The sequence below is a fragment of the Amycolatopsis magusensis genome (assembly GCF_017875555.1).
Classification (GTDB): domain Bacteria; phylum Actinomycetota; class Actinomycetes; order Mycobacteriales; family Pseudonocardiaceae; genus Amycolatopsis; species Amycolatopsis magusensis.
Window position 1 is genome coordinate 8,779,295 of sequence record NZ_JAGGMS010000001.1, and the last position, 24,232, is coordinate 8,803,526.

Annotated in this window: 20 protein-coding genes; 8 read left to right on the plus strand and 12 right to left on the minus strand. The window is 70.9% G+C overall.

Annotated features, from left to right (window positions below; genetic code table 11):
• Positions 1–116: 116 nt before the first annotated feature.
• The 4 genes from JOM49_RS39510 to JOM49_RS39525 are packed head-to-tail and all read right to left on the minus strand — an operon-like array spanning position 117 to position 5,045.
• Positions 117–2,354 (minus strand): xanthine dehydrogenase family protein molybdopterin-binding subunit, encoded by a 2,238-nt coding sequence (locus JOM49_RS39510; protein WP_209669543.1) that lies wholly within the window; start codon positions 2,352–2,354, stop codon positions 117–119.
• Positions 2,351–3,706 (minus strand): 8-oxoguanine deaminase, encoded by a 1,356-nt coding sequence (locus tag JOM49_RS39515; RefSeq protein WP_209669545.1) that lies wholly within the window; start codon positions 3,704–3,706, stop codon positions 2,351–2,353. Before JOM49_RS39515 ends, JOM49_RS39510 begins: the two co-directional genes overlap by 4 nt.
• On the minus strand, positions 3,703–4,173 hold the full coding sequence (locus tag JOM49_RS39520) for a (2Fe-2S)-binding protein (RefSeq protein ID WP_209669547.1): 471 nt from the start codon (positions 4,171–4,173) through the stop codon (positions 3,703–3,705). Before JOM49_RS39520 ends, JOM49_RS39515 begins: the two co-directional genes overlap by 4 nt.
• Positions 4,164–5,045, minus strand: coding sequence for an FAD binding domain-containing protein (locus tag JOM49_RS39525; RefSeq protein WP_209669549.1), 882 nt, complete (start codon positions 5,043–5,045; stop codon positions 4,164–4,166). Before JOM49_RS39525 ends, JOM49_RS39520 begins: the two co-directional genes overlap by 10 nt.
• Before the next feature lie 124 nt (positions 5,046–5,169).
• Between JOM49_RS39525 and JOM49_RS39530 the strand changes: the two genes are divergently transcribed.
• Positions 5,170–6,612, plus strand: coding sequence for a helix-turn-helix domain-containing protein (locus JOM49_RS39530; protein WP_209669552.1), 1,443 nt, complete (start codon positions 5,170–5,172; stop codon positions 6,610–6,612).
• A 2-nt stretch (positions 6,613–6,614) separates the two neighbouring features.
• Here JOM49_RS39530 and JOM49_RS39535 read toward each other — a convergent pair whose 3' ends face one another.
• Both JOM49_RS39535 and aceB read right to left on the minus strand, forming a co-directional pair.
• Positions 6,615–7,826 (minus strand): DUF6986 family protein, encoded by a 1,212-nt coding sequence (locus JOM49_RS39535; protein ID WP_209669554.1) that lies wholly within the window; start codon positions 7,824–7,826, stop codon positions 6,615–6,617.
• 4 nt (positions 7,827–7,830) lie between these two features.
• On the minus strand, positions 7,831–9,408 hold the full coding sequence (gene aceB, locus JOM49_RS39540; protein ID WP_209669556.1) for a malate synthase A: 1,578 nt from the start codon (positions 9,406–9,408) through the stop codon (positions 7,831–7,833).
• 54 nt (positions 9,409–9,462) lie between these two features.
• Here aceB and JOM49_RS39545 point away from each other — a divergent pair, with 54 nt between their 5' ends.
• On the plus strand, positions 9,463–10,224 hold the full coding sequence (locus tag JOM49_RS39545; protein ID WP_209669558.1) for an IclR family transcriptional regulator: 762 nt from the start codon (positions 9,463–9,465) through the stop codon (positions 10,222–10,224).
• 117 nt (positions 10,225–10,341) lie between these two features.
• Here JOM49_RS39545 and ftsY read toward each other — a convergent pair whose 3' ends face one another.
• On the minus strand, positions 10,342–11,700 hold the full coding sequence (gene ftsY, locus JOM49_RS39550) for a signal recognition particle-docking protein FtsY (protein WP_209669560.1): 1,359 nt from the start codon (positions 11,698–11,700) through the stop codon (positions 10,342–10,344).
• A gap of 142 nt (positions 11,701–11,842) precedes the next feature.
• On the opposite strand from ftsY, the gene JOM49_RS39555 reads away from it, so the two are divergent.
• On the plus strand, positions 11,843–13,054 hold the full coding sequence (locus JOM49_RS39555; protein WP_209669561.1) for an anhydro-N-acetylmuramic acid kinase: 1,212 nt from the start codon (positions 11,843–11,845) through the stop codon (positions 13,052–13,054).
• A 9-nt stretch (positions 13,055–13,063) separates the two neighbouring features.
• A complete protein-coding gene (locus JOM49_RS39560; RefSeq protein ID WP_209669563.1) occupies positions 13,064–14,632 on the plus strand; it encodes a sodium:solute symporter in 1,569 nt (522 codons plus the stop codon).
• 60 nt (positions 14,633–14,692) lie between these two features.
• Here the strand turns inward: JOM49_RS39560 and JOM49_RS39565 are convergent, their stop codons facing one another.
• The gene (locus tag JOM49_RS39565; RefSeq protein WP_209669565.1) at positions 14,693–15,484 is read right to left on the minus strand and encodes a DUF3239 domain-containing protein; all 792 of its coding nucleotides are present in this window, start codon (positions 15,482–15,484) and stop codon (positions 14,693–14,695) included.
• 128 nt (positions 15,485–15,612) lie between these two features.
• Between JOM49_RS39565 and JOM49_RS39570 the strand changes: the two genes are divergently transcribed.
• Genes JOM49_RS39570 through JOM49_RS39580 form a run of 3 tightly spaced genes read left to right on the plus strand, consistent with a single transcriptional unit; the run spans position 15,613 to position 18,226 of the window.
• Positions 15,613–15,924 carry a hypothetical protein gene (locus JOM49_RS39570; protein WP_209669567.1) on the plus strand — a complete coding sequence of 104 codons (312 nt, stop codon included), beginning with the start codon at positions 15,613–15,615 and terminating at the stop codon, positions 15,922–15,924.
• A complete protein-coding gene (locus tag JOM49_RS39575; RefSeq protein WP_209669569.1) occupies positions 15,924–17,651 on the plus strand; it encodes an alpha/beta hydrolase in 1,728 nt (575 codons plus the stop codon). The genes JOM49_RS39570 and JOM49_RS39575 overlap by 1 nt, the downstream gene beginning before the upstream one ends.
• Complete coding sequence (locus tag JOM49_RS39580) at positions 17,648–18,226, plus strand: LppA family lipoprotein (protein WP_209669571.1); 579 nt, start codon at positions 17,648–17,650, stop codon at positions 18,224–18,226. The genes JOM49_RS39575 and JOM49_RS39580 overlap by 4 nt, the downstream gene beginning before the upstream one ends.
• On the opposite strand, the gene JOM49_RS39585 is transcribed toward JOM49_RS39580, so the two are convergent.
• From JOM49_RS39585 to JOM49_RS39595, 3 genes are all read right to left on the minus strand, one after another.
• Complete coding sequence (locus JOM49_RS39585; protein WP_209669572.1) at positions 18,223–18,603, minus strand: VOC family protein; 381 nt, start codon at positions 18,601–18,603, stop codon at positions 18,223–18,225. The genes JOM49_RS39580 and JOM49_RS39585 overlap by 4 nt on opposite strands.
• Before the next feature lie 43 nt (positions 18,604–18,646).
• A complete protein-coding gene (smc, locus tag JOM49_RS39590; protein ID WP_209669575.1) occupies positions 18,647–22,375 on the minus strand; it encodes a chromosome segregation protein SMC in 3,729 nt (1,242 codons plus the stop codon).
• Positions 22,376–22,472: 97 nt separating this feature from the next.
• On the minus strand, positions 22,473–22,793 hold the full coding sequence (locus JOM49_RS39595; protein ID WP_209669577.1) for an acylphosphatase: 321 nt from the start codon (positions 22,791–22,793) through the stop codon (positions 22,473–22,475).
• Between the two features lie 129 nt (positions 22,794–22,922).
• On the opposite strand from JOM49_RS39595, the gene JOM49_RS39600 reads away from it, so the two are divergent.
• The gene (locus JOM49_RS39600; RefSeq protein ID WP_209669579.1) at positions 22,923–23,483 is read left to right on the plus strand and encodes a hypothetical protein; all 561 of its coding nucleotides are present in this window, start codon (positions 22,923–22,925) and stop codon (positions 23,481–23,483) included.
• Positions 23,484–23,533: 50 nt separating this feature from the next.
• On the opposite strand, the gene JOM49_RS39605 is transcribed toward JOM49_RS39600, so the two are convergent.
• Positions 23,534–24,229, minus strand: a complete 696-nt coding sequence (locus JOM49_RS39605; RefSeq protein ID WP_308159027.1) for a response regulator — start codon at positions 24,227–24,229, stop codon at positions 23,534–23,536.
• Positions 24,230–24,232: the final 3 nt, after the last annotated feature.

Sequence of the window (24,232 nt, forward strand, 5' to 3'; positions counted from 1 at the left end):
GAGCACCAGAGCCACCCAGCCCTCCCCATCCCCGGTCCAAAGCCCAAAACACGGCGAAGGCCTCGATGTCAAGGCATCTTTCCCGCCTTGACATCGAGGCCTTCGCCGTAGTCACACTAGAGATCCGGGGTGGCACCAAGAGTTAGATGCTCCGGCCGAACCGGCACCCGACTCAACGCCACCCCCGTAGCCGCCCGAATGGCCGCAACGATCGCCGGTGTCGACGAGATGGTCGGCGGCTCCCCCACTCCCCTCAACCCGTACGGCGCATGCGGATCAGCCCGTTCCAGCACGTCGATCGACATCGGCGGCATGTCCAGCACGGTCGGGATCAGGTAGTCGGTGAACGACGGGTTCCGCACCTTTCCCTCGCTGACGAGGATTTCCTCCATCACCGCCAGCCCGAGCCCCTGAGCCGAGCCGCCCTGGATCTGGCCGAGTACGGCTTGCGGGTTGAGCGCCCGCCCGACGTCCTGCGCGCAGTCCAGCGCGACCACCTTCACCAGCCCCAGCTCGGTGTCCACGTCGACGACCGCCCGGTGCGCGGCGAAGCCGTACTGCACGTGCGCGGTGCCTGCGCCGGTCGACGGGTCCAGGCCCGTGGTCGGCCGGTGCCGCCATTCGACGGTCTCCTCGAGCACCGTGTCCCCGAGTGCCTGCGCCAGGTCGACGTCGGCGGCCAGCGGCGTCGCCACGCGTTCGTGCAGGGCGGCCCGCACCGCCAGGCACGCCGCCCGCACCGCACCGCCGGTCACGTAGGTCTGCCGCGAGGCCGAGGTCGAGCCCGCGTTGCCGATCGTGGTGTCCATCGGCAGCACGGTCACCTGGTCCACGCCCAACTCGGTCCGCACGATCTGCTGCAACACGGTGACCAGGCCCTGGCCCACTTCGCAAGCGGCGGTCTGCACGGTCGCCGCGGCTTCCCCGCCGACCACCTCCAGCCGCACCCGCGCGGTCGAGTAGTCGTCGAACCCCTCGGAGAAGCAGATGTTCTTGATGCCGACGCCGTACCCGACCCCGCGCACCACACCCTCGCCGTGGGTCGTGTTCGACACCCCGCCGGGCATGTGCCGCAGGTCGAAATCCTTCTGAACGGGCAACGGCTTGCGGCGCACCCGCTCCAGCAGCTCGGCCACCGGCGCCGCGGAGTCGACCACCTGCCCGGTCGGCATCACCGAGCCCTCACTCATCGCGTTGCGAATCCGCACCTCGACCGGGTCCAGGCCGCACGCCTCGGCGAGTTTGTCCATTTGCGACTCATACGCGAAACCCGCCTGCACCGCCCCGAAGCCACGCATGGCACCGCACGGCGGGTTGTTCGTGTACGCGCCCCAGCAGTCGATGGTCACGTTCGGCACGTCGTACGGCCCGACGCCGAGCGTCGCCGCGTTCGCCACCACGGCACCGGTCGACGACGCGTAGGCCCCACCGTCGAGGAACAGCTTCGCCCGGACGTAGACCAGTTTCCCGTCCGAATCGGCGCCGTGCTCGTAGTACATCCGCGCGGGATGCCGGTGCACGTGCCCGTAGAACGACTCCTCGCGGTTGTAGACCATCTTCACCGGCTTGCCGGTGTGCAGCGCGAGCAGGCAGGCGTGCACCTGGATCGACAGGTCCTCACGACCGCCGAACGCCCCGCCGACCCCGCCCAGGGTCAGCCGCACCTTCTCCGGGGGCAGGCCGAGCGCCGCGACGATCTGCTGCTGGTCCACGTGCAGCCATTGGGTGGCCACGAACAGGTCGATCCCGCCGTCCTCGGCGGGCACCGCGAGCCCGCTCTCCGGCCCGAGGAACGCCTGGTCCTGCATGCCGACCTCGTAGGTCCCGCTGACCACCACCGCCGCTTCGGCGGCCTGGTCCCCGCGGCGGATCGGCACGTGGCGCACCACGTTCCCGCCCGGGTGCAGCCGCGGGCCCACGCCCTCGACCGCGGTCTCCGCGTCGGTGACCGGCTCCAGCACCTCGTAGTCGACCTTGATCCGGTCCATCGCGCGGCGAGCCGTCTCGGGGTGGTCCGCGGCCACCACGGCGACCGGTTCCCCCTGGTAGCGCACGACGTCCACGGTGAGCACCGGCTGATCGGCGTGTTCCAGGCCGTAGGCGTTGCTGCCGGGCACGTCCTCGTGGGTCAGCACCGCGTAGACCCCGGGCACGGCCAGCGCCTCGCCGATCTCGAGGCCCCGGATGCGCGCGTACGGGTGCGGGCTGCGCAGCGTGGCGCCCCACAGCATGTCCTCGTGCCACAGGTCCGACGAGTAGGCGAACTCGCCGCGCACCTTGACCGTGCCGTCCGGCCGCTGCGGGCTGGTGCCGATGCCGCCCGCGGTGGTCACCTCGGTGGTGGTCGTGGTCATCGCGCCTCCCGCAGCCGGGCGCTCGCCTTGCGCAGCTCACCGGCGATCGCCACGGAGTCGGCGGTCCGCAACGCGCCTTCGGAAACCACGGTCTTCCCGCCGACGAACACACGGTGCGGGGTCGGCGTCGTGCCCAGCACCAGCGACGCCACCGGGTCGGCGATCCCGGCGTAGTCCAGGCCGCCGAGGTCCCAGATCACCAGGTCGGCGAGCTTGCCGGGCTCGATCGAGCCGATCTCCGACTCGCGTCCGAGGCAGCGCGCGCCGCCCATCGTGCCGAGCCAGAGCGCCTCGCGCACGGACAGCGCCTTCGGCCCGCCGCGCTGGCGTGCCTGCAACAACGCCGCGTGCAGCTCGATGCCCAGCCCACCGTCCTCATTGGACGCCGCGCCGTCCACGCCGAGGCCGACCGGCGCGCCCGCGTCGAGCAGGTCCCGGACCGGCGCGATACCGGTGCCGAGGCGGCCGTTGGACGTGGGGCAGTGCGCCGAGCCGGTGCGGGTCTTGCCCATCCGGCTGATGGCCTCCGGCGCCAGGTGCACGGTGTGCGCGAGCCAGACGTCGTCGCCGAGCCAGCCCATGTCGTCCGCGTATTCAGCCGGCGTGCAGCCCTCCTCGGCCAGGCACTGTTCCTCTTCGTCGATCGTCTCGGCGAGGTGGGTGTGCAGCCGGACGCCCTTGCGGCGGGCCAGTTCCGCGGCCCCGGTCATCAGGGCGCGGCTGACCGTGAACGGCGAGCACGGCCCGGCCGCGATGCGGATGTGCGCGTTCTTCGAGGTGTCGTGGTGCTTGTCGATCGCCTGCTCGGTGCCGAGCAGCGCGGCCTCGGTGTCCTCGACCAGGTTGTCCGGCGGCAGCCCGCCGTCGGACTCGCCGCGGTCCATCGACCCGCGGACGATGTGGCTGCGCACGCCGATCCGGCCGGTGGCCGCGACCAGCGCCTCGACCTGGTCGCCGGCGTCGGCCGGGAAGACGTAGTGGTGGTCGGCGACCGTGGTGCAGCCGGACAGCGCGAGCTTGGCCAGCCCGGCGGTCGCGGCGGCGTGGGTGAGGTCGGCGTCGAGGCGGCCCCAGATCGGGTACAGCTCGACCAGCCACTCGAACAGCGTCGAATCGACGGCGTACCCGCGCGTGGCCCACTGGTAGAGGTGGTGGTGGGTGTTCACCAGGCCGGGCGTGACCAGCCCGGTGCCACCGAGGTCGAGACGCTCGTCGTAGTCGCCGTCGGGGGCCACTCCCGGCCCCACCGCGGTGATCAGCTCGTTCTCGACGACCACGTGACCGTCGAGGTGCTCGGTGCCCGCGTCGTCCACAGTGGACACCGCGACACCTTCGATCGCGATCCGGCTCATGCGTCCGCCCCTCGCGTCGCGGCCAGCTTCACCGCGTCCAGGATCTTCTCGTACCCGGTGCAGCGGCAGAGGTTCCCGGCCAGTGCCTCGCGGATCTCCTCGTCGCTCGGCTCGGGCACGCGGTCGAGCAGGTCGTGCGCAGCCACCACCAGCCCGGGCGTGCAGAACCCGCACTGGACCGCGCCCGCGTCCACAAAGGACTGCTGGACCGGGTCAAGGCGGTCGCCATCGGCCAGGCCCTCGACCGTGCGGACCTCACGGCCCTGCGCCTGCCCGGCCGCGACCAGGCAGGCACACACCGGCACCGCGTCCAGGTACACCGTGCACGAGCCGCATTCGCCCTGCTCACAGGCGTTCTTCGAGCCCGGGAGACCCAGCCGCTCCCGCAGCACGTACAGCAGGCTTTCGCCCTCCCAGACGTCGTCGGCCTGGCGCTGTTCGCCGTTGACGGTCATGTTCACGCGCATGAACGCTCCCCTGCTCGGTACTCCTGCCAGGCCCAGCCCAGCGTGCGGCGGGCGAGCACGGACAGGGCGTGCTTGCGGTACGCCGCGCTGCCGCGGACGTCGTCGATCGGTTCGGTGCCCTCGGCCACCAGTTCACCGAACCGGCGGCACACCGAATCCCGCAGCGGTTCGGGTGATTCCCACAAACCGGCGTCGGTCAGCTCGCCGGAGAGGAAGTCCTCGGCCGCCCGGCTGCGGCGTGGGGTCGGTGCCGCCGACCCGATCGCCGCGCCGACGCGCCCCTGCTCCGGGTGCAGCGCGAGCCCGAACGAGCACACCGCGATCACCATCGCGTTGCGCGTGCCGATCTTCGAGAACTGCTGCGGCGCCTTGGTGTCGGGCAGGTTGACCGCGGTGATCAGCTCGTCGGGTTCGAGAGCGTTGCGCTTCACCCCGAGGTAGAAGTCTTCGGCGGCGATGGTCCGGGTGCCGCGCACGGAAGCCACCTCGATGGTGGCGCCGGTGGCCAGCAGCACCGGATGGGTGTCCCCGGCGGGTGAAGCCGCGCCGAGATTCCCGCCGACCGTGCCGCGGTTGCGGATCTGCGGCGAACCGACCGTGCGCGCGGCCATCGCCAACCCGGGCAACCGCTTGCCGAGCTGCTCGATCAGCCGCGTGTAGGGCACGCCGGCGCCGAGCCGGACGGTGCCGTCCTCCGCGCTCCACTCGGCCAGTTCGGCGATCCCGGTCAGGTCGAGCAGCGCCTCGGGCCTGCGGTGGTCGAAGTTCAGCTCGACCATCACGTCCGTGCCCCCGGCGATGGGCACCGCGCCGGGCCGCTCGGCCTTCACCGAGAGCGCCTCCGGCAAGGTCGCCGGCCGCAGGAATTCCACTGGTACCCCGTCCCCTTCCTGGTGGATACCCCAGTAGACAGCGGGTACCCCGCCTCGGCAACGGTGGCCGGACACGAAACTCCGTGAGCGCGACACCCCTGTCTTGTGGTTTTCTACAAAGCCTATGACCGCGGTGAAAACTCTGCTGGAGCTGCCGGAGCTGCGCCTGCGCCTGCGTGGCGGCGGCGACCTGCTCGACCGGCGGGTCACCAGGGTGTACGGCACCGAGCTGCCGGACCCCAGCCGGTACCTCTCGGCGGGGGAACTGGTGCTCACCGGGCTGCTGTGGTGGCGCGGTCCGGGGGACGCCGAGCCGTTCGTGGCGGCGTTGGCCCGCGCGGGCACCGCGGCGCTGGCCGCCTCGGGCGCGGACTCCGGCGGCATCCCCGAAGACCTGGTCCAGGCGTGTGAACGCCACCGCATCCCGCTGCTCGAAGTGCCGCCCGACCTGTCGTTCGCGGTGATCGTCGAACGGGTGGTGCTGGCGCTGGCCGCCGGACGCGACGCCCCGACCGGCCGGTTGCCCGCGCACGCGGCGGACCTGCCACTGCCGGAACTGCTGCGGCTCGGTTCTGCCGAACTCGGCCTGCCGTGCTGGGTCCTGGCCGGGACCGGGCGGGTGGTGGCGGGCACCGGGTTGCTGCTGCCCGAGGCCGAGCCGCTGGCCGCCGCGTTCAGCATGGGCACGACGCTCGACAGCAGGCACACCGTGCTGCCCGCGGGCGAGGGGTTCACCGTGCCGTGGGCGCTGGTGGTCGGCGGCTCGACGAACTGGACCAACGAACAACACGAGATCGCGGCCGAAGTCGCCACCCTGATCGGCAGGCGCCGCGGTTCGGCCCGCCAGCACGAGGTCGAAAGATCACTCTTCCGGGTATTGGCCGAGGGCGGGGATCTCGGCGAGTCCTTCGCCGCGGCGGGCTGGCCTCCGGACGCGCCGGTTCGCGTGGTGCTCGCCCGCGCCGGGGGCGCCGAGGGCGACCTGCTCGACGAACTGCTCGCCGGTTACCCGGTGCGCGTCCTGCGGGGACGGTTCGGCGGCAGCGCCTGCGCGCTGGTCGCGGCGGAGGGCTGGCCGGACGACTGGCCGTCGGCCGCCACCCGCGCTTTGTCCACAGTGGAACCCGCGCTGACCGCCGACCGGGTGCTGGTGAGCATCGGCGGCCCGGCGGCGCTGACCGGGGTCCGCGGTGCGCTGGAGGAAGCCGTGCACGCGCTGGAGGTCGGCGCCGGCCGGGACGAGCGGATCGCCGTGGTGCCGGGTGCGGAGATCGGCGTGCACCGGCTGGTGCTGGCCGGGGTCTCGGACGAACTGCGCACCGCCCTGCGGCGGCGGGTGCTCGGCCCGCTCCTGGACTACGACGCCGCGCAGCACAGCGACCTCGTGCACACCGTGCGGGTGTTCCTCGAATCCTCCGGCTCACCGGCGGTGGCCGCGAAAGCCCTGCACATCCACGTCAACACCCTGCGCTACCGGATCGGCCGCGCCGGGGAACTCCTGGGCCTGGACCTCACCGACTTCACCAACCAGGTCGACGTCTACCTGGCCCTGCGCATCAGCGGCTGACCTCAAGCCCGACGGACGTACCGGTCCAGGGTCGCGCGGTCCAGGTCCGGCAGGTCGGCGGCGGTCAAGGCCCCGCAGTCCAGGCCCCGGCAGAGGTAGGCGGCCAGTGCCTGCGCGGTCGCCGGTTCGTCGAGGAAGCCGCCTTCGGCTTTCGAGGCGTAGGCGCGCAGCCGGTCCGCCGCCGGTTCGAAGCCCGCGCGGAAGAACTCGTACGTGGCCGCGTACCGGCTCGGCAACTGGTGCGGGTGCAGGTCCCAGCCCTGGTAGAACCCGCGTTCCAGGGACCGCCGGATCAACCGCGTGTGCTCGCGCCACGCGGCACGCACGGCCGGGGTGTCCCCCACCGGCAGCTTGTTCGTCGAACCGTCCGACAGGCGCACGCCCGTCCCGGCGGCCGCGACCTGCATGAACGCCTTGGCGAAGTCCGCCGCCGGGTGCTCCATGCTCTGGTACTCGGCGCTGATCCCGAGCCCGGCGCTGTAGTCGTAGGTGCCGTAGTGCAGGCCGGTGATCCGCCCGCCACCCGCCTGGACGATCCGGGCGACGGCGACCGTGCCGTCCTCGCTGAGGATCGACTGCGCCGTCTCCACCTGCACCTCGAACCGCAGCGCCCCGGCGGCCAGTCCGTACGCGGCCTCCAACTGCTCGAGCACCTCGGCGCACGCCTCGACCTGCTCGACCGCGGTGACCTTCGGCAGCGTCACCACGAACCCGCCGGGCAGGTCACCGCCGCCGAGCAGGCCGCTCAGGAACAGGTCCAGCGTGCGGATGCCGCGCCGCCGCGTCGGCTGTTCGAAGCTCTTGAACCGGATGCCGGTGAACGGCGGCGCGTGGCCGCCCGCCACCGACTCCGCCAGCGCGGCACCGGCCGACCGCGCATCGGCGTCCTCGGTGTCGTCGTCCGGACGGCCGTAGCCGTCCTCGAAGTCGATCCGCAGGTCCTCGATCGGCTCCGCGGCGAGTTTCGCGCGCACGCGGTCCGCGATCGCGTCGTCCGTCTCAAGTGGACCGTGCTCCGCCAGCGCGGCGGCGGCCTGCGCGCCCCACCGCCCGGCCAGTTCCGGGTGGAACCGGCCGGCCGGCACGTAGACCGTGTGCACCGGCTGGCGACCGGGCGGCTCACCGGGGTAAAGCCCGGCGACGCGGGCGTCCACCTCGGCGAGGCGGGCGTCGATGTGCGCGTAGACGTCCTCGGTGAGCCGGCCCGGTGCCATCGCGTTACTTGATCCGCTCGTAGGCGGGCAGGGTCAGGAAGTCGACGAACTCGTCGGCCAGCGCGACCTCTTCGAACAGTTCGACCGCCGGCGCCAGCAGGTCGTCCTGGATCGTCCCGGTCAGCTCCTGCCGCACCTCGGCGAGCACCTCGCGCACCAGCTCACGGGTCACCTTCTGCCCGTTGTCCAGCTCGGTGCCGTTGCGCACCCACTGCCAGATCTGCGAACGCGAGATTTCCGCGGTCGCCGCGTCCTCCATCAGGTTGTGGATCGCCGCGGCACCGTTCCCGCTCAGCCAGGAGGCGATGTAGCGGACGCCGACGTCCACCGCGCCACGCAGGCCGGCCGCGGTCGCGCCACCCTCGGTGGACGCCACGTCGAGCAACTGCTCGGCGGTCACGCTCACCTCGTCACGGGTGCGCTCGAGCTGGTTCGGCTTGTCGCCGAGCACCTTGTCGAACTCCTCCTTGCACAACCCGACCATGCCGGGGTGCGCCACCCACGAGCCGTCGAACCCGTCGCCCGCCTCACGTGCCTTGTCGGCGTGGACCTTCTTCGACGCGTTCTCCGCGACCTCCGGGTCCTTGCTCGGGATGAACGCGGCCATGCCGCCGATCGCGAACGCGCCGCGCTTGTGGCAGGTGCGCACCAGCAGCTCGGTGTAGGCCCGCATGAACGGCGCGGTCATGGTGACGCTGTTGCGGTCCGGCAGCACGAACTTCTCACCGGCGTCGCGGAAGTACTTGATCACGCTGAACAGGTAGTCCCAGCGGCCCGCGTTCAGCCCGGAGGCGTGCTCGCGCAGTTCGTAGAGGATCTCCTCCATCTCGAACGCCGCCGGAATGGTCTCGATCAGCACGGTGGCGCGGATGGTGCCGTGCGGGATGCCCAGCTCCTTCTGCGCGTGCGTGAACACGTCGTTCCACAGGCGCGCTTCGAGGTGGCTCTCCATCTTCGGCAGGTAGAAGTACGGCCCCTTGTCGTTGGCCAGCAGGGCACGCACGTTGTGGAAGAAGTGCAGGCCGAAGTCGACCAGCGCGCCCACCCCGGCACGGCCGTCGAACTCCAGGTTGCGCTCGTCGAGGTGCCAGCCACGCGGGCGGACCACGATGGTGGCGTGCTCGACGTCGTCGCGCAGCTGGTAGCTCTTGCCCTCCGGCGTGGTCAGCGAGATGTCGCCGCGGACGGCGTCACGCAGGTTGAGCTGCCCGCCGACCACGTTGCGCCAGTGCGGCGTGTTGGCGTCCTCCAGGTCGGCCAGCCAGACCTTGGCCCCGGAATTCAGCGCGTTGATGGTCATCTTGCGGTCGGTCGGCCCGGTGATCTCCACCCGCCGGTCACGCAGCGCGGGCGGCGCGTCGGCCACCTTCCACTCGGACTCGCGCACCTGCTGGGTCTCCGGCAGGAAGTCGAGCTTCCCGGTGCGCGCGGCTTCCTCCCGGCGGGCACGGCGGGCTTCGAGCAGCTCGTCCCGGCGGGCGGCGAACGCGGAGTGCAGGCCCGCGAGGAACTCCAGCGCCTCGGGCGTCAAGATCTCGTCGCTGCCTTCGACGGAATCTCCGAGGACACGAACTTCAGACATGTGTGAACACCCCAACTGGGAGACGTTTTCTTCTTCGCGGACTATAGTTTCTGCATGGCGGAAACTCAACGCAGGCCGGGCAGCGTGCAGTCGCTGGAGCGGGCCTTTGAGCTGCTGGAACGCCTGGCCGACGCCGGGGGTGAGGCAAGTCTCTCCGAGCTGGCCACCCTCTCCGGCCTGCCGATGCCCACGATCCACCGGCTGATCCGGACCCTGCTCGACCTCGGTTACGTCCGGCAGCACACCAATCGCCGGTACGCGCTGGGCGCCCGGCTCATCCGGCTGGGTGAACACGCGGGGGTGCAGTTCGGCACCTCGACCCGGCCGCTGCTCGCGGAACTGGTCGAGGAGACCGGCGAGACGGCGAACCTGGCGATCCTCGAACGCGACGAGGTGGTCTACGTCGCGCAGGTCCCCTCGAAGCACTCGATGCGCATGTTCACCGAGGTGGGCAGGCGGCTGCTGCCGCACGGCACCGGCGTCGGCAAGGCGATGCTCGCGCGGCTGCCCGCCGACGAGACCCGCGCGCTGCTCACCCGCACCGGCACGCCCGCGTACACCACGCACACCATCACCGACCCGGACACGCTGCTCGACCATCTGCTGGAGGTCGCCGAGCAGGGCTACGCGCTGGACGAGAGCGAGCAGGAGATCGGCGTGCGGTGCGTGGCCGTCGCCCTCACCGGCACGCCGACCCCGGCCGCGGTCTCGGTGTCCGGCCCGGAAGGCAGGCTGACCAAGGAGGCGGTGTCCCGCATCGCGCCCGCGGTCCAGCGGGTGGCGAAGGAGCTGTCCGCGCGGCTCATGACTTCGTGAGTCCGCCGCGGCCGTGCTGAGGTGCCGGACCCCTGCTGAATGCTATGAGTGGGGCATTACTTGCGTTGAACGCAAGTAATGCCCCACTCATAGCATTGCCAGAGGGGTCGGTGCCGCTCAGCCGAGCAGGGCGTCGACGAAGGCACCGGCCTCGAACGGCGCCAGGTCGTCCGCGCCTTCACCGAGGCCGACCAGCTTGACCGGCACGCCCAGCTCGCGCTGCACCTGGAAGACGATGCCGCCCTTGGCCGTGCCGTCCAGCTTGGTCAGCACGATGCCGGTCACGGACACCACCTCGGCGAACACGCGGGCCTGCATCAGCCCGTTCTGCCCGGTGGTGGCGTCGAGCACGAGCAGCACCTCGTCCACCTTGGCCTGCTTCTCCACCACCCGCTTGACCTTGCCCAGCTCGTCCATCAGGCCGGTCTTGGTGTGCAGGCGGCCGGCGGTGTCGATCAGCACCGCGTCCACACCCGCCTCGGTACCGCGCTTGACCGCGTCGAAGGCGACCGCGGCCGGGTCGGCGCCCTCCTTGCCGCGGACCACCTCGGCGCCGACGCGGTCGGCCCAGGTCTGCAGCTGGTCGGCGGCGGCGGCGCGGAAGGTGTCGGCCGCGCCGAGCAGCACGTGACGGCCCTGCGCCACCAGCACCCTCGCGAGCTTGCCGGTGGTGGTGGTCTTCCCGGTGCCGTTGACCCCGGCGACCAGCACCACGGCGGGCTTCTTCTCGTCACCGGTGCCGTGCGGCAGCGCGCGGACCGCGCGGTCGCCCTCGGTCTTCAGCGCGCCGATCAGCACCTCGCGCAGCACGGTCCTGGCCTCTTCGGAGGTGCGGACCGCGCGCACGGACAGCTCCGCGCGCAGCTTCTCGACGATCTCCGTGGTGGTCGCCGCGCCGAGGTCGGCGACCAGCAGCGTGTCCTCCACGTCCTGCCAGGAGTCCTCGTCCAGGTCACCGGCGCCGAGCAGGCCGAGCAGGCTCTGGCCGAACGCCGAACGCGACTTCGACAGCCGACCGCGCAGCCGCTCGATCCGGCCACCGGCCGGGGCGATCTCCTCGACCGGCTCAGGCTCAGGCGCGGGCTTCGGTGCGGGCTCGGGTACCGGCTCGGGCTTGACCTCGGGCTTTTCCGGCGCTTCGGTCTCGTCGGGCAGGACGACGTCGACGATCCCGCGCCGCGGTGCGTCCCGCGGTACCGAAGCGTCGTCCCCGACGCCCGGCTGGCCGTCGACCTCGGTGCGCTCCCCCGCCGGGTGCACGGGTTCCTCGGTCTTCTCCCCACCCGGCGCCAGCGCGATACCGCCGCCCGCCTGGTACCCGCCCCCCTTGGGCTTGACCTCTTCGGCCTTCTCCGCCGCCCGGTCCGCGGCCAGGCTGATCTTGCGCTTGCGCGCGATGACCAGCCCCGCGACCAGGGCGACCACCAGCACCACGACGGCTACGACGATGATCCAGAACCAGAGGTTGCTCGACACGCGGCCATCCTCGCATCCGGCGCCGGTCCGGCTGATCTGCCCCCGCACCCAGGGCAAACATCCACCGAGGTGAACTCGGTTTGGACAAGAAGCAACGATTCCGCTTGCGTCCCGCCCTCGCCAAGGACTAGACCACCTCTCCGTGACTGCTCGTTCTGGCGAGCCCCTCACCGTCGTGGGGCTCATCTCGGGCACGTCGATCGATGGCATCGACGTGGCCGCCGCCCGGTTGTCCGCCGAGGGCGGCGAGGTGGTGCTGACCCCACTCGCCGAGGCGGAACTCCCGTACCCGGACGAACTGCGCGAGCGGCTGCTCGCCGCGCTGCCGCCGAACCCGTGCACCGCCGAGGAACTGACCCGGCTGGACACCCTCGTCGGCCAGTCGTTCGGCGAAGCGGCCGCCACCGGCGTCGACCTGGCCGGTGGTGCCGACCTGATCGCGTCGCTCGGGCAGACGGTGTTCCACTGGGTCGAGGACGGCCGCGCCCGCGGCACCCTGCAACTAGGGCAACCCGCCTGGATCGCCGAACGCACCGGCTTGCCGGTGGTGGCCGACCTGCGGGCCCGCGACGTCGCGGCCGGCGGGCACGGCGCACCGCTGGCCAGCACGCTCGACCAGCTGTGGTTGCGCGGGCTCGCCGAGGAGACCGGCGCGCCCGCGGTGGGGCTGAACATCGGTGGCATCGCGAACATCACCGTGGTCCGCGCGGGTGCCGACGCCGTGGCCTACGACACCGGTCCGGGGAACGCGCTGCTCGACGTGGCCGCGCACGACATCACCGGAGGCAGGCAGCGCAGCGACCTCGGTGGCGCGCTCGCCGCGGCCGGACGGGTCCACTCCGGACTGCTGGAACGCCTGCTGGCCGATCCGTACTACACCGCGCCGCCACCGAAAAGCACCGGCAAAGAGCACTTCCACCGCGATTACCTGCGTACGCAGATGAGCGGGCTCGAACTCGCCGGAGAAGACCTGCTCGCCACCCTGACCGAACTGACCGCCGTCACCGTCGCCGCCGAATGCGCCCGCCACGGCGCGGGCACGGTGGTCGCTTCCGGTGGCGGCGTGGAAAACCCGGTGCTGATGCACGCACTCCGCACGCGCCTGACCGGGACCGCGTTGCGCACCAGCGACGACCTCGGCCTGCCACGAGCGGCGAAAGAGGCCTACCTGACCGCGTTGCTGGGCTGGCTGACCTGGCACGGGCAACCGGCCAGCCTGCCGAGCGCCACCGGCGCCGCCGGGCCGCGGCTGCTCGGCAGCATCACCCCCGGCGCGCACCCGGCGGTGCTCCCGTCCCCCTTGCCCGCGGCCATTACCCGTCTGCGTATGGCGCCCCGGGGAAAAACACGGTAGGAGATGTCAATGCGTGCAGTCGACCTCGCGATAATCGCGATCTTTCTGGTGGGGATGCCGGTACTCGGCATCGTGATCGGCGGCCGGCAGAAGTCCGGTAACGACTATTTCGTCGGCGAGGGCAAGATCTCGTGGTGGGTGGCGTGCCTTTCGGTGGTGTCGGCGGAAACGTCGACGCTGACCGTGCTCTCGGTGCCCACGGTCGCCTACATAGCCACGCCCGGTGCGGGCGGGATGACCTATCTGTCACTGGCGATCGGCTACATCCTCGGCCGCATCGTGGTTTCGTTCGTGTTGTTGCCGCGGTACGTGGCCGGCAACCTGGTGACCGCGTACGCCTTCCTGGGCAAGCGGTTCGGCAGCGGGCTGCAGGGCACCGCCTCGGTGACCTTCCTGCTCACCCGCACCGCGGCCGACGGGATCCGGCTGTTCGCCACGGCGATTCCGGTCAAGGTGGTGCTCGGCGCGTACGGCCTGACCGTGTCGTACTGGGCGATCGTGGTCGCGCTGGGCATCGCGATGGTGATCTACAGCTTCTTCGGCGGCGTGCGGGCCGTGGTCTGGGTCGACGCGATCCAGATGCTCTGGTACGTCCTCGGCGGTGTCGTGGTGATCTGGGTGCTGGCGGCGAACCTGCCCGACGGCTGGTTCTCGAAGGCGGTCGACGCGAACAAGTTCCAGCTGCTCGACTTCTCGTCGAACCCGCTGACCGGGCAGTACGCGATCATCACCGCGGTGATCGGTGGCGCGGTGCTGTCGATGGCCTCGCACGGTTCGGACCAGCTGATCGTGCAGCGGCTGCAGGCCACCAACGACCTGCGCGCGGCGCAGAAGGCGCTGATCGCCTCCGGTGTGGTGGTGTTCCTGCAGTTCGCGCTGTTCCTGTTCATCGGCGTGATGCTGTGGGCGTTCTACAACGGACTGGACCCGGTCAAGCAGCTGGGGCTCAACACCAATGACGAACTGTTCGCCAACTTCATCGTGACCGAACTGCCGAGCGGCTTGTCCGGTTTCGTGATCGCCGGAATCCTCGCCGCCGCACTGAGTTCCTCACTCGGCGCGCTGGCGTCCTCGACGGTGACCGACGTGTACGAGCGGGTGATCGGCAGGCAACTGTCCGATGTGGACCGATTGAAGCAGGGGCGCATCTGGACGGTCATCTGGGCCGGCATCCTGATCGTGTTCGCCGGTTTCTTCGCCTCGTTCACCTCGACCAGCGACCCGATCGTCGTGCAGGCACTGGGCATCACCGGCTACACCTACGGCGCGCTGCTCGGCGCGTTCCTGCTCGGGCTGCTGTTCAAGAAGGCACGCCAGCCCGACGCGATCGCCGCGTTCGTGGTGACCGTGGTGGTGATGGCGTTCGTGATCCTGGGCGTGAAGTTCGACAAGGCGAGCGGCACGCTGCTCGGCATCGACTTCTCGAAGGCGGCGGGGAACAACGTGGCACTGGCGTTCCCGTGGTACACCCTCGCCGGGGTGATCATCACCCTGGTGGTCGGCGGCCTGCTGTCGCTGCGGCACGCCACCCCGGACCCGAAGGCCACCGAAGCCACCTCGGCCAAGGAACCGGTCTAGGTCACAAATGTGGCTTTGGGGGCGGATTCCGCCCCCAAAGCCACATTCGTGACATCCGGGTCAGGGCAGCGCGGGGTGGACGCGGTCCGAAAGCGAGCCGACGAACCGGGCGCGGCCGGTTTCCTGCCACTCCACCGGCACCCCGATCCGGCTCGGCGGGCGGCGCAGGCCGTCGGGCAGTTCGGCGTCGGGGATCAGGAGGAGCCGACTGGCCCGGCGGCGCAGGTCGGTGATCCGCTCCGCGCCCGCGAGCAACTGGTTCCATTCGGCCTCGGGGATCATCCGGTCCGCGCTTTCCAGCACCGACGCGTCCGCCGTGGCCCACGAAACCGGGGAAGCCTCGAAGTTCCACCAGGTGTCCCGGCGGCCAGGGCCGACGAACCCGTGCATCACGCACGGCACCCACTGCCCCGGCACGAACTGCGTGCCTTCGCGGGCGCGGAACGCGATCAGCCGGTACGCGAAGCGCGGCGGTGAAACGGGGTCGCGGGAGATGTCGCCGAGCACCAGGATCTCGACCTTGCCGTCGGCCTGCTGCACCACCACCCCCGGCACGAGCTGCCCGCCGCGGAAGGGTTTGACCGCGTGCTCGGCGCGGAACCCGCGCACGATCGCGTAGAGCCCGGCGACCAGCACGAGCACGCCCAGCACCACCGACCACCACCGCCCGTCCGCGATGGCCCACCACCCCAGCGCGATCGCCACCACCCCGGCCACCACACCGACGAGCAACGCGATCGCCCTGGCATGGATGTTGGGACTGCTGGCGCGCAACTGGTCCGCGTCGATCGGAGCGTCGAAGAACCGCCGCGGGTCACCCGCGGGCCACGCAGATTCACTCACCCGGGGCATCCTGCCAGAACGACGCCCCGAAACGGGTCACGATCGCCGATCCGCCGTCCGGGTCGACGTAGCTGACAGCACCCGTTCGACGTCGTACCGTCACAGTCGCGGTTACTTCGGGAGGGGGAGCGACTGTCATGAACGGTTACAGCGCGGTGCTCGAGGCTTTGCGACGGGCTGGTGGAGCCGCCCGAGGCGCTTCGGACACCATCGCCGGGGTGGATGCCGCGGGCAGTCTGCCCAGTGGGGAAGCCGGTATGCCGGGCGCGCGGATCATCGGCCTCGTCGATTCCGTCCGCACTACCTGGCGAACCCGCACCGCCGACCTGGTCAGCGGGTTCTCCGAGGTATCCGGCGCGTTCAGCCAAGCGGCACAGCACTACGAGACGAACGACGAGGCCGCGCGGGCGGATCTCCGCGAAGCCGCCGGTGGACGGCGGCCGGTCTGATGGTCAGCTGGGCGGACATCCTGCGCTGGGACCCCGCGCCGACCCAGAACGCGGTCGGCACCCTCAACGGCGAATACCTCAAGCTGGTCGCCGCTTCCGACGAATTGCGCACCGTTTCCGGTGTCGACGGGTGGTCCGGTCCGGCGGCCGAGGTGGCGCTGAGCCGGGTGACGGAACTGGTGGACGGCACCGAAGAACTGGCCGCCGAACTGGGCGCCGCCCGCCGCGCGTTCGGTGATGTGGGCGATGCCATTACGGGCGTAGTGCACGGCCGTGAGGAATTGCTGCAAATCGCGAAAAAACAGAACTTCACCATTTCGGCTGACGGGTCGGTAACCGATCTGGGTCCACCCGCGGGCACACCGCCGGAGCACGCCGAAGCCGTCGCCGCCGAGCGGCAGCGCATCGCCGCCGAACTCGCCGACCGCGTGGCCCAGGTCATCCGGCAGGCGGAGGACATCGATGCCGACGGCTGCGCCGTCCTCGACCGGGTGCTGACCGGGACCACGATCGACGCCAGTGGCAACGACAATTCGCACACCGGCCTGGCCGCTTTCGGCGACGCGGGCTTCACCGTCGGCGGATTGTCCATCCTCTCCCCGCCACCGGACGGGGCGACCGTGGCGCAGAACGCGGGCTGGTGGGCGGCTCTTTCCCCCCACCAGCAACGCCGGTTGATCCACGATCTGCCCGAATTGGTCGGCAATCGCGACGGCCTCCCGGGCACAGTCCGCAGCGAAGCCAACCTGGCGCTCGTCGGCAAACAGCGGACCAGCCTGCAAAGCGCCCGCGTGGATCTGCAACAGCAATTGGCCGGGCTCACCAACGGACCCGGCCACCAGAACACACGCAACGTCCTGCAGTCGGAGATCACGAAGATCGACGACAAACTCGCGGGCCTCGATTCGGTCGACCGCATGATGCTCGATCCCCGCACGGGACAGCCGCGGCCAGACCGGCAGTTGCTTTCGCTCGACATGGGCGGTGACCGGCCCCAAGCCGCGGTCGCCACCGGTGACGTGGACAAAGCCGAGCACGTCGGTGTCTTCACGCCAGGGATGAACTCGAACGTCCAGCACAACATGCCCGGGTACGTGAACGACATGGCCGAGGTCCGCGGCTACGCCAACACGCTGGTCGGAGACGTCACGACGGGCGATTCCGTGGCGATGGTGACCTGGCTTGGCTACGAACCACCGACCACCCGCGCGGACGATCTGGATGGCCTCATCACCGGAGCACCGGCCGAGGAAGGCGCTGAGAAGCTCGCCAGATTCCAGGAGGGCATCAACGCCGCCCGACCCGACGACCCGCACCTCACCGCGCTCGGGCACTCGTACGGCTCGACCACCACCGGCATCGCTCTGGGACAAAGCCATGGCGTCGATGACGCGGTGTTCTTCGGCTCCCCCGGCATCTCGCCAGGGCACAATCCGATTTTCCACGTCGGGGACCTGAATCTCCCCGAAGGTCACGCCTACAACCTGGCCGCCGAAGGCGACGCCGTCGCCGACGCGGTGCCCCATAGCGGCAGGTACGGACCCCACGTCAGCGACATGCCCGGGGTGAACCAGCTGTCCACCGAGGCGAACACCGGCCCGCTGGGCCCGATGATCGGTTCTCACGGGCACAGCGAATACGCCGTCAGCGACGGGGTACTGGCCACCAGCGAGCACAACATGGCCGCCATCGTGTCCGGCCATCCCGAGATGGCGATCCCCCGGTGAGGAAGCGGCTGCTGTCGAGCGCGGTGGCTTGCGCCCTCGCCCTCGGCGCCTGCGGCAGCGACTACCCCGGTACCGACAGTTCGAGAGAAGACATGACCATCGAACAGCAGTGGGCCGAACTCATGCAGCGGCCGAACATCGACGAAGCCGTGGCACGGTACGAGAAAATGGAAGGGGAGATCACCAGCGCGCTCAGCACCGAGTTCGGCTTGCCACCGTGGGAAGCCGGCGGCCAGAACAGTGGCAACCCGGGCTGCGGCCAGTTCGGCAAGGTGGACGCCTGGGACGCGATGTCCGAGATCCTGGCGGGCGGCCTGAGCCCGGGGGTGATCCCGACAGACCAGTGGCCGCGGGCGGTGGACACCATCAAACAGGTGGCCTCACCCTACGGGTTCACCACGCCAGGACTCGCCGTCGACAGAGGAGATTTCCACATCGTGAACCTCCACGACGGCTACGCCGCGAACCTCGTGGTCACCACCGGCACCGAGAAGGCGAACACGGTCATCGGCGTGTTCACCGGCTGCCACCTGCTCCCCGAGGCGAAGCAGCGCGGGGTCCCCCGCCCCTCCTAGCCCGCTTCTCGTTCGGCTGTGCTGCGCAGGACGCAGAATTCGTTGCCTTCCGGGTCGGCGAGTACGACCCATCCGGAGCCGTCGGGTTCGCGGCGGTCGGCGACCAGGGTGGCGCCCAGGGCCAGCAGGCGTTCGGTTTCCTCTTCCCGCGAGGTTTCCGGGCGCAGGCACAGGTGGATCCGGTTCTTCTGCGCGGGTTTCGGCTCGGGGACCTGGTTGAAGTGCAGCAGCGGCCCCTCGGGGAGCATCACCTGCGTCTCCTCCTCACCCGGCTTGTCCTCCAGGTGCAGGGGAAAGCCCGTCACCTCGCTCCAGAAGCGGGCCAGTTCGTAGGCGTCGACCGCATCGATCGCGACGTTCTGCAGCAGCGAAGTCATGCGCCGACGGTGCCGCAAACCGGCCGGGGTGGCCAGCGAATTGTCAGGCGGGCGAAGACTCTTCGGCGGCGGGTTCCGACTCGGGCACGACTTCCGGCGCAGGCGCGACCTCGGCTTCGGGCACAGCAGCTTTCGGAGCGGGCGTCACCTCGGCCTCCACCACGGGAGCCGCCACCCGAGCCGGGGCGGGCTTGGGTTCGGTGCGCAGGCGCTGCGAGATCACCTTCGTGATGCCATCGCCCTGCATGCTGACGCCGTACAGGGCGTCGGCGATTTCCATGGTCGGTTTCTGGTGGGTGATGATGATCAGCTGCGAGCTCTCCCGCAGCTGCTCCAGCAGCCCGATCAGCCGGCGCATGTTCGTGTCGTCCAGCGCCGCTTCGACCTCGTCCATCACGTAGAACGGCGACGGCCGCGCGCGGAAGATGGCCACCAGCATGGCCACCGCGACCAGCGACTTCTCCCCACCCGACAGCAGCGAAAGCCGCTTGACCTTCTTGCCGGGGGGCCGCGCCTCGACGTCGACGCCGGTGGCGAGCAGGTCGTCCGGCTCGGTGAGCACCATCCGCCCGTCCCCACCCGGGAACAACACGGAGAACACCACCTCGAACTCGCGCGCCACGTCCTCGTAGGCGGTGCTGAACACCTCGAGGATCTTGTCGTCGACCTCCTTGATCACCGTCAGCAGGTCCTTGCGCGTGGCCTTGAGGTCCTCCAGCTGCGTGGACAGGAACTTGTAGCGCTCCTCCAGCGCGGCGAACTCCTCCAGCGCCAGCGGGTTGACCTTGCCGAGCAACGTGAGGTCGCGTTCGGCGCGCTTGGCGCGGCGCTGCTGGGTCGGCCGGTCGAACGGGATCGGCTGCGGTGCGCTGACCTGCTCGCCGCGTTCCTTGGCGGCCTCGTACTCGGCCACCTCCCCGGCGCTCGGCGGCACCGGCACCTCGGGGCCGTATTCGGCGACCAGGTCCTCGAGCCCGATGCCGAAGTCCTCGGCGATCTTGGTTTCCAGCTGTTCGAGCCGCAGCCGCTGTTCCGCGCGCAGCACCTCGTCCCGGTGCACGGCGTCGGTCAGCTTCTCCAGTTCACCGGCGAACTCGCGGACCTTGCCGCGCACCTGCGCCAGCATGGTTTCGCGCCGCTGCCGCTCGCCCTGGATCTCGTCGCGCTCGGCGGCGGCCCGCTGCACGGACACCTCGATCCGGTCCAGCGCGTACTCACCGGCCTCGACCACGGCCGCCGCGATTTCCGCCCCGCGAGCCCTGGCTTCGCGCGCCTTGGCCGCGCGCTCACGGGCCTGCCGCTCGTTGAACGCGGCCCGGCGCAGCGATTCGGCCTTACCGGCCAACCCGCGCGAGCGCTCCTCGGCGGTCCGCAGCGCGAGCCGCGCTTCGACTTCCTCCTGCCGCAGCGCCGCCAGGTCGTCCTTCGCCTGGTCGCGCTCGGAAGTGTCGGGGTCCTCGTCGACCGGCTGCTCGGCGACGGCGTCCAGCCGTTCCTCCAGCTCAGCCAGTTGCGCAAGCGCTTGCTCCCGCGAGCGCTCCACCTTCGCGCGCTGCTCGCGCAGGCGGGTCACCTCGGCCTCGGCGGAGCGGGCTGCCTGCTGCACGCGGTTGAGCCGCTCGGACGACCGCGCCCGGCGGACCTTCGCCTCGCCCAGCGCGTCCTTCGCCTGGCCGACTTCCTCGCGCCGTGCCTGCTGCTCCGCCCGCGCGCCCTCGAGTTCGGCGGCGGTGCGCTCAAGCGTGCGTTCCGCGGCGGCCAGGCGGTTCTGCGCCTCGTCGACGGCCGCCTGCACCTCGATCACGCTCTCCTGGCGAGCCGAGCCACCCATCGCCCAGTGCGAGCCGAACACATCGCCGTCGGCGGTGACCGTGCTGACCGACGGCTGCACGGCGACCAGCCGCCGCGCCGTCTCCAGATCGTCCACAATGGCCACTCGGGCCAGCGCGCGTTCCACGGCCGGGCGCAGCGCGACCGGCGCGGTGACCACCTCGCGTGCCCAGCGCGCCCCCGGCGGCAGGCTCGGCCAGCCCGCTGTGTCCACAGTGTACTCGTCGCCGCCGAGCAGGATGCCGGCCCGGCCGGATTCGTTGCTCTTCAACAACTTCAGCGCGGCCAGCGCGTCCTCGCCACCGGTCACCGCGATCGCGTCGGCGACCGGGCCGAGCGCGGCGGCCAGCGCCACCTCGTGCCCCGGCTCCACGGTCAGCAACGCGGCCACCGAACCCAGCAGCCCTGGCAACTGGTCCGCCGCGCCGAGCAGCACACCGGCGCCGTCCTTGCGGCGCAAGCCCATCGACAACGCGTCGACGCGTGCCCGTTCCGAAGCGATCTCGCGTTCGGCGGCGCGTTCGGCCTTGACCAGTTCCTCGACCCTGGCCTTCGCCGCGTTGTTCGCCTCGACGGCACGGTCGTGGTGCCCCTGCAGGTCGGCGTCGTCGGATTCCTCGACGCCACCTTCGGTTTTGGTCAGTTCGAGTTCTTCGGCCGCGATCTCGGCGCGCTCACTGGCCTCGTCGATCGACACGGTCAGGCGGTCGATCTCGTCGGAGGTGGCGCCGTTCTTGCTGCGCAGCGCCTCCACCTGGCCGGTCAGCTTGGCCAGGCCCTCGCGACGGTCGGCGATCGCGCGGACGGCGGCCATGTGCGCGCGCTCGGCCGCCTGCACCTGGTGTTCGAGCTGCTCACGCCGCTGGATGGTGTCGGAAAGCAGCATGCGTGCTTCTTCGACGGCCTCGGCCAGTTCCTGCTCGCGCTCGGCGACCTGCTCCGCCTCGGCGAGCAGTTCCTCGGGGTCACGGCCGCTGGAATGCGCGTCGGGCGCGGCGGAGAGGTGGCGCTGCCGCTCGACCGCCAGCCGGACCGTGCCGCGCAGGCGCTCGGCCAGCGCGGACAGCTTGTACCAGGTCTCCTGGGCCGCGGTCAGCCGCGGCGCGTCCTCGGCGAGCGAGCTTTCCAGCTCGTTCTCCTGCGCGGTGACGATTTCCAGCGCCTGCTCGACCTCGGAGCGGCGGGCGCGGGCGGCGCTCTCGTCGGCCTCCTCCTTGGCCAGGGTGGCGCGCTGGGTGACCAGGTCGTCGGCGAACAGGCGCAGCCGCGAATCCCGCAGCTCGGACTGCACGGCCTGTGCCTTGCGCGCGATCTCGGCCTGCTTGCCCAGCGGCTTGAGCTGGCGGCGCAGCTCGGTGGTGAGGTCGCCGAGGCGGTCGAGGTTGGTCTGCATCGCGTTCAGCTTCCGCAGCGCCTTTTCCTTGCGCTTGCGGTGCTTGAGCACCCCGGCCGCCTCTTCGATGAAGGCGCGGCGCTCCTCCGGCTTGGCCTCGAGGATCTGGGCCAGCTGGCCCTGCCCGACGATCACGTGCATCTCGCGGCCGATACCGGAGTCCGACAGCAGTTCCTGCACGTCCATCAACCGGCAGGTGCTGCCGTTGATCTCGTACTCGCTGGCGCCGTCGCGGAACATGCGGCGGGTGATCGACACCTCGGTGTAGTCGATCGGCAGCGCGCCGTCGGAGTTGTCGATGGTCAGGCTGACCTCGGCGCGCCCGAGCGGGGCGCGGCCGGAGGTGCCGGCGAAGATGACGTCCTCCATCTTGCCGCCGCGCAGGTCCTTGGCGCCCTGCGTGCCCATCACCCAGCGCAGCGCGTCGAGCACGTTGGACTTGCCGGAGCCGTTGGGGCCGACCACGCAGGTGATGCCGGGTTCGAACCGCAGCGTGGTCGCCGAAGCGAAGGACTTGAAGCCCTTGAGCGTCAGGCTCTTGAGGTGCACGCGGCCAATCCTTCTCGGTCCGGGCGCGGGGGCCGGGGACTCGGTTCAATCGCCCGATGCTACCTGGGTGGCCTTCCGGGACCGGGGAGGCGGGCCGTCAGCGCTCGGCGAAACCGCTCAGGCCGCCGCGCGGCGGGCTCCACCGCTCGACCACGGTGTCCACCTGACCGGGTGATTCGCCGGAGCGCAAAGCGGTCAGAAGCCGCTCACAGTGGTCTCGCCTACCCTCCGCTACCACCTCGACACGACCGTCCGCCAGGTTTCCCGCGCTGCCCACCAGCCCGAGTTCGAGCGCGCGGCTGCGCGTCCACCAGCGGAAACCGACTCCCTGGACGCGCCCGTGCACCCACGCGGTCAGGCGCGCGATCTCGTGTTCCTCGCTCACGAACCCATCGTGCCCTACGTCGGCAAATCCCATTCCGCTACCCTGGGTCAACAACCGGAGACGGTTCGCTCGCACAGGGTCATCCGACGGTGATACGGTCCCCCCGGATCCGGCGCTGGAGTGCTCGTCCGGGTCACCCCCGCATCGCAAGGAGAACCACCAATGCCCCAGTCGCCGGGGTCCTCCCCGAGCCGCCCGGCCGTGGTCGCCCCGCCCCGTGAACCCGGTGGGCGCCTGCACCGGTCCGGGTACGTCATCCTCGCCGCCAGCGGGCTCGCGCTCGCCACCGCGTTCGGCGCCATCGCACAGCTCTCCAGCCCCAGCTCCGCCGACGGCGTGCCGCCCGCGCTGCAGGCAGGCCCCGGCGGTGGTCCCGGTGCCATGGTGCCCCCGCCGGTCAACCAGGACCCGGTGCTGGTCAGCGGCGTGCCGGTGCCCGGCACCTCGCCGAGCGCCGCGCCGACGACCATCGTGACCACCGGCCCGGACGGCGTCCCGACCACCACGGTGGTCACCCCGCCGCCAGCGCCCCCGGCACCCGGGAACCCGCCCGGCCCCGGCGACCCGCCGAAGCCGCCGAGCAGCGACGACCCGCCGTCGAGCGAGCTGCCGCCGAGCACCTCGAAGCCGTCACCGACGGACCCGCCCAGCGAGGACCCGCCCAGCAGCGATCCGAGCGACCCGCCTCCCGGCTCCGGTGACCCGGGCAGCACGACCCCGTAGCGAGCCAGATGTCACGGAGGTGGCTTCGAGAAAGCCACCTCCGTAGACACTCACGGTTCGAAGCGGTAGCCCATGCCGGGTTCGGTGAGCAGGTGCTTCGGCCGTGAGGGCTCCGGCTCCAGTTTCCGCCGCAGCTGCGCCATGTAGACCCGCAGGTAGTGCGACTCCGTGTCGTACGAAGGGCCCCAGACCTCGTGCAGCAGCTGCTTCTGCGCCACCAGCCGTCCCCGGTTCCGGACCAGCAGCTCCAGCACCCCCCATTCGGTCTTGGTCAGGTGCACCTCGGCGCCGTCCCGCAGCACCTTCTTCGCCGCCAGGTCGATGGTGAACGCGTCGGTCTCCACCACCGCGCTGCCGTCCTCGGTCCCGCTCACCGCGGAGCGCCGGACCGCCGCGCGCAGCCGCGCCAGCAGTTCGTCCATGCCGAACGGTTTGGTCACGTAGTCGTCCGCGCCGGCGTCCAGCGCGGCCACCTTGTCGGACGAATCGCCCCTGGCGGACAGCACGATGATCGGCACCGTGGTCCAGCCGCGCAGCCCGGCGATCACCTCGGTGCCGTCCATGTCCGGCAGGCCGAGGTCGAGCACCACCACGTCCGGTTTGGTCTCGGCGACCGCACGCAGCGCGGCGGTGCCGTCGTGCGCGGTGATCACCTTGTACCCGCGCGCGGACAGGTTGATCCGCAGCGCCCGCACGATCTGCGGCTCGTCGTCCACCACCAGCACGGTGCTCTGTGTCGTCTGCACGGG

Coding starts and splice junctions, on each gene's coding strand:
- JOM49_RS39510 (WP_209669543.1), bottom strand. CDS start 2,354: ATGACCACGACCACCACCGAGGTGACCACCGCGGGCGGCATCGGCACC.
- JOM49_RS39515 (WP_209669545.1), bottom strand. CDS start 3,706: ATGAGCCGGATCGCGATCGAAGGTGTCGCGGTGTCCACTGTGGACGAC.
- JOM49_RS39520 (WP_209669547.1), bottom strand. CDS start 4,173: ATGCGCGTGAACATGACCGTCAACGGCGAACAGCGCCAGGCCGACGAC.
- JOM49_RS39530 (WP_209669552.1), top strand. CDS start 5,170: ATGACCGCGGTGAAAACTCTGCTGGAGCTGCCGGAGCTGCGCCTGCGC.
- JOM49_RS39535 (WP_209669554.1), bottom strand. CDS start 7,826: ATGGCACCGGGCCGGCTCACCGAGGACGTCTACGCGCACATCGACGCC.
- aceB (WP_209669556.1), bottom strand. CDS start 9,408: ATGTCTGAAGTTCGTGTCCTCGGAGATTCCGTCGAAGGCAGCGACGAG.
- JOM49_RS39545 (WP_209669558.1), top strand. CDS start 9,463: ATGGCGGAAACTCAACGCAGGCCGGGCAGCGTGCAGTCGCTGGAGCGG.
- JOM49_RS39560 (WP_209669563.1), top strand. CDS start 13,064: ATGCGTGCAGTCGACCTCGCGATAATCGCGATCTTTCTGGTGGGGATG.
- JOM49_RS39565 (WP_209669565.1), bottom strand. CDS start 15,484: ATGCCCCGGGTGAGTGAATCTGCGTGGCCCGCGGGTGACCCGCGGCGG.
- JOM49_RS39570 (WP_209669567.1), top strand. CDS start 15,613: ATGAACGGTTACAGCGCGGTGCTCGAGGCTTTGCGACGGGCTGGTGGA.
- JOM49_RS39575 (WP_209669569.1), top strand. CDS start 15,924: ATGGTCAGCTGGGCGGACATCCTGCGCTGGGACCCCGCGCCGACCCAG.
- JOM49_RS39585 (WP_209669572.1), bottom strand. CDS start 18,603: ATGACTTCGCTGCTGCAGAACGTCGCGATCGATGCGGTCGACGCCTAC.
- JOM49_RS39595 (WP_209669577.1), bottom strand. CDS start 22,793: ATGGGATTTGCCGACGTAGGGCACGATGGGTTCGTGAGCGAGGAACAC.
- JOM49_RS39600 (WP_209669579.1), top strand. CDS start 22,923: ATGCCCCAGTCGCCGGGGTCCTCCCCGAGCCGCCCGGCCGTGGTCGCC.